This window comes from Sinorhizobium glycinis (assembly GCF_001651865.1).
GTDB classification, from domain to species: Bacteria; Pseudomonadota; Alphaproteobacteria; order Rhizobiales; family Rhizobiaceae; genus Sinorhizobium; species Sinorhizobium glycinis.
On record NZ_LPUX01000067.1, the window covers coordinates 270132 to 278829 of the forward strand.

11 protein-coding genes are annotated in these 8698 nt (G+C 59.9%); 8 read left to right on the forward strand and 3 right to left on the reverse strand.

Annotated elements, in window-relative coordinates; all coding sequences use genetic code 11:
- Positions 1-288 precede the first annotated feature (288 nt).
- Complete coding sequence (locus tag AU381_RS26265; RefSeq protein ID WP_064244511.1) at positions 289-924, forward strand: peroxiredoxin-like family protein; 636 nt, start codon at positions 289-291, stop codon at positions 922-924.
- Positions 925-1120: 196 nt separating this feature from the next.
- Here AU381_RS26265 and AU381_RS29245 read toward each other — a convergent pair whose 3' ends face one another.
- Both AU381_RS29245 and AU381_RS26270 read right to left on the reverse strand, forming a co-directional pair.
- On the reverse strand, positions 1121-1414 hold the full coding sequence (locus tag AU381_RS29245) for a DUF982 domain-containing protein (RefSeq protein WP_082910374.1): 294 nt from the start codon (positions 1412-1414) through the stop codon (positions 1121-1123).
- Positions 1415-1827: 413 nt separating this feature from the next.
- The gene (locus tag AU381_RS26270; RefSeq protein ID WP_064244512.1) at positions 1828-2442 is read right to left on the reverse strand and encodes a TetR/AcrR family transcriptional regulator; all 615 of its coding nucleotides are present in this window, start codon (positions 2440-2442) and stop codon (positions 1828-1830) included.
- A gap of 280 nt (positions 2443-2722) precedes the next feature.
- Here AU381_RS26270 and AU381_RS26275 point away from each other — a divergent pair, with 280 nt between their 5' ends.
- The 7 genes from AU381_RS26275 to msrA all read left to right on the forward strand — a co-directional run bounded on the left by AU381_RS26275 (position 2723) and on the right by msrA (position 7882).
- A complete protein-coding gene (locus AU381_RS26275) occupies positions 2723-3253 on the forward strand; it encodes a YkgB family protein (RefSeq protein ID WP_064244513.1) in 531 nt (176 codons plus the stop codon).
- 110 nt (positions 3254-3363) lie between these two features.
- Complete coding sequence (locus AU381_RS29250; protein WP_082910375.1) at positions 3364-3519, forward strand: DUF1127 domain-containing protein; 156 nt, start codon at positions 3364-3366, stop codon at positions 3517-3519.
- Positions 3520-3576: 57 nt separating this feature from the next.
- Positions 3577-4575 carry a thioredoxin-disulfide reductase gene (trxB, locus tag AU381_RS26280; protein ID WP_064244514.1) on the forward strand — a complete coding sequence of 333 codons (999 nt, stop codon included), beginning with the start codon at positions 3577-3579 and terminating at the stop codon, positions 4573-4575.
- A gap of 293 nt (positions 4576-4868) precedes the next feature.
- Positions 4869-5333 carry a DUF6130 family protein gene (locus tag AU381_RS26285; protein WP_064244515.1) on the forward strand — a complete coding sequence of 155 codons (465 nt, stop codon included), beginning with the start codon at positions 4869-4871 and terminating at the stop codon, positions 5331-5333.
- A 98-nt stretch (positions 5334-5431) separates the two neighbouring features.
- Entirely contained in the window at positions 5432-6886 is a 1455-nt protein-coding gene (locus AU381_RS26290; protein WP_064244516.1) for an amidase family protein, read from the forward strand.
- Between the two features lie 45 nt (positions 6887-6931).
- Positions 6932-7375: a peptide-methionine (R)-S-oxide reductase MsrB gene (gene msrB, locus AU381_RS26295; RefSeq protein WP_064244517.1), complete on the forward strand. Its 444-nt coding sequence runs from the start codon at positions 6932-6934 to the stop codon at positions 7373-7375.
- Positions 7376-7882 (forward strand): peptide-methionine (S)-S-oxide reductase MsrA, encoded by a 507-nt coding sequence (msrA, locus tag AU381_RS26300; protein WP_064244518.1) that lies wholly within the window; start codon positions 7376-7378, stop codon positions 7880-7882. It abuts the gene before it with no gap.
- Positions 7883-8006: 124 nt separating this feature from the next.
- Here the strand turns inward: msrA and AU381_RS26305 are convergent, their stop codons facing one another.
- Positions 8007-8606 (reverse strand): RrF2 family transcriptional regulator, encoded by a 600-nt coding sequence (locus AU381_RS26305; RefSeq protein ID WP_244520149.1) that lies wholly within the window; start codon positions 8604-8606, stop codon positions 8007-8009.
- Positions 8607-8698: the final 92 nt, after the last annotated feature.

Genomic DNA, 8698 nt, shown 5'->3' on the forward strand with positions numbered 1-8698 from the left:
GAAATCGAGTTTTCGGAAAGCGCCTTCTTCCAATGCGGCGGTTGGCGCCTTTATTGGCGGGCAGCATGGTCTTTCCCATAGGAGCGATCCACCAATGTCTCCCTATTGGCGCAACCTAGCCATCCAGCCCCTTGGCGTTAGATTTCCGCATACCACCCGAAACAGAACCTAAATGACGCGAAACCTGGCGCTGATAGTATTTTGACCGTGAGCGCGGTCGTTTGAAGGATTAATATGGACCAAGGAGCGACTGCCTTTTCTTGACGGATCCGGCAGAGGAGGTTGTCCATGGCCACGAGCAATGTCGACCGCCCACTGCAGCCGGGCGACCGGGCGCCGAATGTTGTCCTCGATGCGATCTCGCGGGAGGGCAAGATTTCGCTCGATGATTTTCGGGGCCGCAGTCCGTTACTGATCGGTTTGTTTCGAGGCCTGCATTGTCCTTTCTGCCGGCGCCATGTCGCGGCGATGGCGCAACTCAAAGCGGCCCTGCATGAGAAAGGCGTCGAATGCCTGGCGGTCGTCAACACGCCGGTCGAACGCGCGCGGCTCTATTTCCGGTACCACCCGACACCAGATCTTCTCGCGGCGTCCGACCCCGAGCGGGCCTCGCACCGTGCTTTCGGCTTGCGTGAGGTCGGGATGGACACGGTCATGGCGCTACGGGTCCATCTCCCGGGCGAGTTGCCCGAGCCTATGGACGTAGTGGCCATGAACGAGTTTCTCAACAAGAAGGAAGGATATGAGATTACTGAAGCCGATCAGCGGATGATGGCTCGCCGGGCGCAGCTTGTCGGTCAGTTCCTACTGGACCGGGCGGGGATCGTACGCTGGAGTTTCACTGAAGTTTTGGAGGTTGGCTATACGTTCAGGGCGCCGAGTCCGGAGGAATTGATGTCGGCAGCTTCCCAACTTCAACATTAATAGGTTGCCGAAGAACTCGCTCGAAAACCAAGGCGCCACAGAGCGGCATCTCTTTCAGGCTGTGAGATCTCGAACGCGACACGAATTGCCCAGGCCTGCTTTGGCCAACACCAATCCCGCGGCGAAACGATCGCGGATTGGAGGCGCCGTGCGGCCTTCAATCTCATTGTGCAAAATTGGCTCGCAGGTGCCAGACTTATCGATGCCGGCTCGCTCCTGTGAACCTGACCCGACCGCCAAATTTCACAGCTTCGCTGCATTCTAGCGACGCTTCGATGCATGCTGCTACGAAGGAGTGTCTCGCGGAATTCGTATACTCTGAATGGTGCAATGCGGCGCGACAAATCTCAATTGCTCGAGCCTGCTGCACTCCATGGCTCGGCCATTCGTTTTCCAGGAAATCAAGGGCGTCGTAGGGGCCGCAGAACTGGCGCGGCATACCGTTTTGGAGCGTCACCCACAATGGAATGCGCCACGGCACTTCTTTCATGTTCGGACCACCTCAAAGGTCGTACTGAGAACCGCCAGACCACCAGCTTCGTTCCGCAGACTACAGTGATTCTTTTGGCTTGGTCACGCTCGCTCCGCGCGCAAATGCCCCTCAGGCTTACCCAGCGTCTCTTGGACACTCGGGAGGCTCTCCCAGCGCTCGCGCGGGCGGCAGAAATCGACCCAAGGCGGTCATTCGCAGGGCAGGCCCGGAATTTCCGGTGTTTCCCGAAAAGTGGGCATTTCTCATTCCTCTCAACAGGTCAGAATCGGAAACAGCCGTGGAGCCGTCGGAATACTGAACTTCCCCGAACGTCCTTCCAACCACATTCCGATGTGAATGCCCGATGGGGCGGCGTGGCAGTGGTGCTTAGTCCATTATGCGACTTGGCGATGCAGCGCCGGAGGGAGACTTCAGGAGGCTTGCGTTCGCCGGCCTGCGTCCTCTCCCGGGGCTGACGGAGACCGCTCTTCCGCCGCGAGCAACTGGCCTGCCATGCGTTTGGCCTGCCGCGCAGGCTCGGCGATGCGGGTCATCTGTGCGACGGCCATCGCGCCCTCGTGCAGCAGGTTGATCTCGGTCGCGATCCGCTTTGGCTCCGCAAACCGCGCCGCATGGGCGAGTTCCTCAAAATAGGCGATTACCAGGCGCTTGTGCATCACTGCAGCGCGGAACACGGCATTGACCGTATCCTTATGCTCCCCCGCCGCGCTCACGAAGATGCAGCCGCGGAACTGCTTGTCGCGGAACGTAGTTTCGAGGAAATCGAACGTCACCAGAAGGCGCTCGACCAGATCGCTCGCATGCTGCTCGACGAAGGCACGCATGGCATTGCGGTCCTCCTCGTCGCGCCGTTCAAGCGCGGCCAGGATCAGGTCTTCCTTGGTTTCGAAGTGCCGGTAAAGCGTCGTCTTGGCCACCCCCGCCTCGGCAATGATCAGGTCGACACCCGTCGCGTGATAGCCGTGCTGGTTGAACAGCCGCAGTGCGGTTTCGAGCAGGTGGTCCCGGATTTCCGAACGGCGCATTATCGCCCTCACAATACGTAACAGATCTGTATCGTTTAACGGTAACCGGAGGCAAATACAAGGAGCTTTCTGAGGCATTCCCTGCAAGGAGCGCCTCCTTCGCCTCACGGCAGCGCGGGAGAGAAGAGTTCCCTGGGGAACAAGGCCGGCATCCTTCCAGAACTCGCCCTTGCAAAACGATACAGATCGGTATACTTCTTTTTCATCCGATACAACTCTGTATCGTTTACTCCGCATCAGCCGGGCGGATCGCCCACCGCGGACAACCAAGGAGAAGACAATGCCTCATGTTCCTATCCGCAGCGCCGCGTCCCATCCGCGCGCACACGCTCGCGCCGTTTCCCTCGATCTGGCCGAGCACCACGGCCGGACCGTCAGTGCGGCTGGGCTCTATATATCGCTGGTCGTGATCTATGGCTGGTTCGGCGGTATGAAGTTCACCGCTTATGAAGCGGAAGGGCTGACCGGCCTGGTTGGCAACAGTCCGCTGTTGAGCTGGACCTATTCGCTCTTCAGCGTAAGGGACTTCTCAAGCCTTCTCGGCTTCCTCGAACTCAGCATCGGCGCCCTGATCGCGGCACGGCTCGTCAACCCGGTTTACTCGCTCGTCGGCGGTTTGCTCTCGGCCGGGCTGTTCGCGACCACGCTCAGCTTCATGGTGACGACCCCGGGGGTCACAGTGCCGGAGCTCGGCTTTCCGGCGATTTCGGTCGCTGCCGGTCAGTTCCTGCTCAAGGACATCGGGCTGCTCGCCCTTTCCCTCTGGATTGCCGTCGACTCGCTCGCGGCGCTCCGCTCAACCAGCGCCTAACCAAAAACGAGGGCGGAGCCCCTCCTCCGCACGCATCCCGAAATTGCAATGAAGGAAACCATCATGTCCAGATCGGCCGTGCCGGTCGGTTCAACGAAAAGGAACGTCCCATGTATTTGACCTATGTTCTGTCTAAAATCCGCGCTCATCAGCGCTATCGCCGAACCCTTCACGCGTTCAAGCAATTGAACGACCACTTGCTCGAGGATGTCGGCATTACCCGCAACGAAATCGACTTAGTCGCGCGCCGGCAATACGACCAATGAACCCCGAGACTGGCGTCACGGCTGATCCCAGCCCGCGACGCAGAAGGAGATCACCTCATGAACACGCATCACGCCAGGGTCCTGATCATCGGGGCCGGACCGGCCGGCTATACCGCCGCCATCTACGCTGCCCGGGCCAACCTGAAACCGCTCCTTGTGACCGGACTGCAGGCGGGCGGCCAGCTCACCATCACCACAGATGTCGAGAACTACCCCGGCTTTGCCGAACCCGTTCAAGGCCCGTGGCTCATGGAGCAGATGAGGCAGCAGGCGGAGAATGTTGGCACCAAGGTGGTGTACGATATCATCACCTCCGTCGATCTCTCCGAGCGTCCGTTCCGTCTCAAGGGTGACTCCGGCGACACGTTCATCGCCGATGCACTCATCATCGCGACGGGAGCCCAGGCCCGCTGGCTTGGCCTTCCCTCTGAGAAGACATTCAATGGTTTCGGCGTCTCGGCATGCGCGACCTGTGACGGCTTTTTCTACCGAAACAAGGAAGTGGTCGTTGTCGGCGGCGGTAATACAGCCGTGCAGGAAGCGCTCTACCTGTCGAACCTTGCCTCCAAGGTCACGGTCGTTCATCGCCGCGATGGTTTGCGCGCGGAGTCGATCCTGCAGGACCGTCTCCTGGCGAAACCGAATGTCGAAGTCGTCTGGAACCACGTCATCGACGAGGTCATTGGCGAGCACGAGCCGAGGAAGTCGGTGACTGGCGTTCGGATCCGCAACGTGAAGACGGGCGACGTGACGGAGCTGTCCACGCACGGCCTTTTCGTCGCGATCGGACACGATCCAACAACCGCGTTGTTTCGTGGCCAGCTCGACATGGATGAGGCCGGCTACATCAGGGTCGGCTCCTGGTCTACGAAAACAACCGTCGTCGGGGTTTTGGCCGCCGGCGATGTAATCGATCCGGTATTCCGCCAAGCCATCAGCGCCGCCGGAATGGGGTGCATGGCGGCTCTGGAAGCCGATAAGTTTCTCGCCGAGCAATCAACTGATCCGGTAGCCCGGTCGATCGATGCGCGTGAAGCGGAGATGGTTGAAGCCTAAGGATGGCGACGAGAGGCCGGCCGCAGTGCTCGATGGTGTTGGATCGCCCCTGCTCCTACATAGCGATACAGTTTGCGGGCATCCGAACACATTCAAGATACGAGCATGCGTCAGTCTCGCCCAACGGTTCGGACCGAGAGCGAGCCGTGAGACCGAGGCATGAACTGGGATCGTTCGCTCACAGCGTGAAAGAGAGCATCCCGCGATATGGCTATTCGGTCTTTCGATTGCCGGGCTCATGTTGATGTCCGGCATGAGGAAATGGATCTCTCTGAACCAAAGGAACGATTGAAATGATCCTGTTCATCAAGACGCTTGCCGCCGCTACCGCCGCCACGGTGCTCGCCACCGGCGCCTTCGCCCAGAGCGCGCGGGAGATCCGCGGCCCTTCGCCCTATGTTGCCGTCGAGAACGAGCCCGAGCCCAAGCTGATCGTGGACCCCCCGCTTCCCGAAGGGATTGCCCAGGGTGTCTACTGGGCGCAGTACCGGGTGGAGAACCTGCGAATCGTGCCGGTGTTCGGAGCCGGCGCCGTCGACGTGTCTCCACGCATCGGGCATCTCCACGTGATCGTCGATGACCTGCCGTGGTGGTGGGCGGACGCGAGCGACAACAACACGGTCGATATAGCCAATTTTCCGCCCGGCCCGCACAAGGTGAATATCCGGTTGGTCGACGCCAATCACAACGTGATTCCCGGGCAGGAGGTGACGCATACGTTCACTGTCCCTGACACGGCGACGCCTCACACGCACTGAGGATCGCTCTCCGATGCGCTGCCGCACAGTTGGCACTGCGCACCCCTGAACATGATGGCAACGGGACGTTGATCGTCCCGTGCTAAAGTGAGGTTAGCATGCACGAGAACGAAGCATTCGTTAGAACAGCCTTGGAGGCGGACGGACTCACAGGGCTTGGCGTCGTCGCAGCGGCTGCCGCCATTCGTAATGGCGACATCTCGTCGGAGTCATATACGGCCGCGCTCCTCCAGCGCGCCCGGACGCATTCCGATCTGAATGCCTTCATCACGATAGATGAAGCCGCTGCGCTGGCGGCGGCCAGAAATGCGGACAAGGCTCGCGCCGCTGGTTCCACTGCTCCGCTTCTCGGCGTTCCATTGGCTGTCAAGGACAGCTATCTGACTAAAGGACTGCGAACGACGCTTGGGGTGCGGAATCTGGAAGGTTTCGTACCGGAAGAGGACGCCGAGGTGGTTGGCGCGATCAAAGATGCTGGCGGCGTCGTCTTTGGCAAGAATAACCTTGTTGAGATGTCCTACGGCTTGACCGGCAACAACAGCCCCTATGGTCAGGTGAAAAACCCGCTTAACCGCAATTATGTCTCTGGCGGCTCCTCCAGCGGGGCTGGCGCGTCCGTCGCAGCTCGAATCGTGCCCGCGGCCTTGGGGGGCGATACGGTAGGTTCGATCCGGGTGCCTGCGTCGCTGTGCGGCGTGGTTGGCTTCAAGCCGACGACGGGGCGGTGGCCAGCTAACGGGGTCGCCCCGATCTCTCATACACTCGATACAACAGGCGTGCTTGCGCGCAATGTCGAAGACTGCGCCCTGATCGATCAGATCGTCACGAAGGCTGAAGCAACCGGACGCTCCGATCGGTCAGACCTGAAGGGTGTCAGGTTAGCCTGTGCGCCTCGGCAATATCTCGATCTGGTCGAGCCTGAGATCGAGGCGCATTTCAACGAGACGGTTCGGCGGCTACTTGAGACTGGTGCAGAGATTGTCGCGATAGATCTCGGGGAAGACTTCTCCTCGATCACCGAGAGGGCAACGTGGAACATCTTTTTCCATGAGACGATGGAAGCGATCTCAGGATTTCTTCATCACAACAGCGTTCCGACCTCATTCGACGCAATCTATGACGGCTTGAAGCCTGGCCTGAGAGAAGTCTGGGGGAACGTCGTCTTGACGAGCGGAGCTGGATATTCTCGCGAAGCATATGAGGCAGCGCTATCGCTGGATCGTCCGGAAATTCAACGCCGATTCAGCGAAGCCTTTACTCGCAGCGGAGCCGTTGCACTTCTCTTTCCAACGACGCCCTGCACGGCACCGTTGATCGAGCATCAGTCAAGGTTCTCGATCGCGGATCAGGAGGTCAGCGATCTGGTTCTGGCAAAAAACACCATCGCCGCGAGCGTAGCCGGTTTGCCAAGCATCAGCATTCCTACGGGCCTGTCCAGGAATGGGCTCCCTATAGGGCTCGAAATCGACGGTGCGCACGGACGTGACAGAAGCCTCCTGGAGCTCGCACGTCTAGTGGAAGCGGCCGTCGGGACGCTCCCATCACCCGTCTGAACGCTCGGCGCTGCTCGATCAGGATCTAAAAAGGAGACAAGGAATATGACCTATAGAAAGACCGACGAAGCGGTCAGTAAGCTTACGCCCGAGCAGTATCGGGTGACCCAGCAGAATGGCACCGAACGCCCCTTCACCGGGGAGTACACTGACAACAAAAGGCCGGGAATCTATGTCGACATTGTTTCCGGCGAACCGCTGTTCGCCTCGGCCGACAAGTTCGATTCCGGCTGCGGCTGGCCAAGCTTCACCAAGCCGATCGTACCGTCAAACGTCAACGAGTTGCGGGATGACTCGCATGGTATGATCCGCACCGAGGTGCGCTCTATGCATGGCGACAGCCACCTGGGCCATGTGTTCCCCGACGGCCCTGAGGACCGGGGTGGCTTACGTTACTGCATCAATTCCGCCGCACTGCGCTTCATTCCGCGCGAGGAAATGGAGGCCGCGGGCTACGGCGCGTATATCAACCAGGTAGAGGATATCTGAATGACCAAGAGAGCTGTGTTGGCTGGTGGCTGCTTCTGGGGCATGCAGGACTTGATCCGCAGGCTCCCCGGAGTGATCGAGACCCGCGTGGGCTACACCGGCGGCGATGTGCCGAATGCGACCTACCGCAATCACGGTACCCACGCCGAAGGCATCGAGATCGTCTTCGATCCCGAGAAGATCAGCTACAGGCGGATTCTGGAATTTTTCTTCCAGATCCACGATCCCACCACGAGAGACCGACAGGGCAACGATCTCGGCAGTTCCTACCGGTCGGCGATTTACTACGTCGACGACGAGCAGAAGCGGATAGCCGAGGACGCGATCGCGGATGTCGATGCTTCCGGCTTGTGGCCGGGCAAGGTTGTCACCGAAGTGGAACCTGTGGGGGACTTCTGGGAGGCGGAGCCGGAGCACCAAGATTACCTGGAGCGCTACCCTAACGGTTACACCTGCCACTTCCCGCGCCCCAACTGGGTGCTGCCCCGGCGTGCGGCGGCCGAATAGCCGGCCAGCGCTAATCGCTGGCCGCGGCGTCTGTCCTCGCGTTCATGCCTGCTCATCGAGGCGAGCAGCCAGGGAAGCGCGTTCAGACTGAACGCACTTCTCTCCGCAGAGGACCGCATATCAATCAACCTTTTGCTGGATTGCCGCGGCGGCGACGCCGCGGCGTGCGCGCCGCCAGCCAAGCCTTTACGCGGCCCCGATGATCCTTGGGTGCCTTCGCCGCTGCGCGTCCGGCGATGCTTGCCAGCGTGTGACCGGCCAGCACTTCTCTTGTCCGCTTCTCAGCCTCGAGCATCACCGCGTGAATGGAGCAGACGCCGTCCATCGCCCAGGCGGGCGTGCGGTCTCCGAAAAGCGCGCACTGAGCACGGATCTCCTTGCATTCGAACAGCGCTTTACGCCCATCGACGGCTTCGATGACATCGAGTGCGGTGATGTCTGTGGCAGGACGCGCGAGCGCAAAGCCACCGCCAATTCCCTCACGGGCGACGACGATGCCCGCTTTCTGGAGTTTGGTGAAAAGCTTCGCAACAAATTCGGCAGGGACCCTTTGCAACTCGGCAAGATCGCGCGCGCTTGCCGGCTGGCCCAACTCCTCCGCATCGATGAGGTAAACGAGACAGTGAAGAGCGTATTCAACGCCTGCGCTTACATGCGCCATGGAATCACCGCTAAAACAACGACAAATGTAGTCGTAGATACTATTGGTGATCCGTTTCTGCAATGCCTCTCCCGTCTCCCTCGTATGGACAATGCGTCGCCAGAATCGGCCGGAATTATCGTTGCGCGTTAACTACGATTAGATTAGTCGTAGTT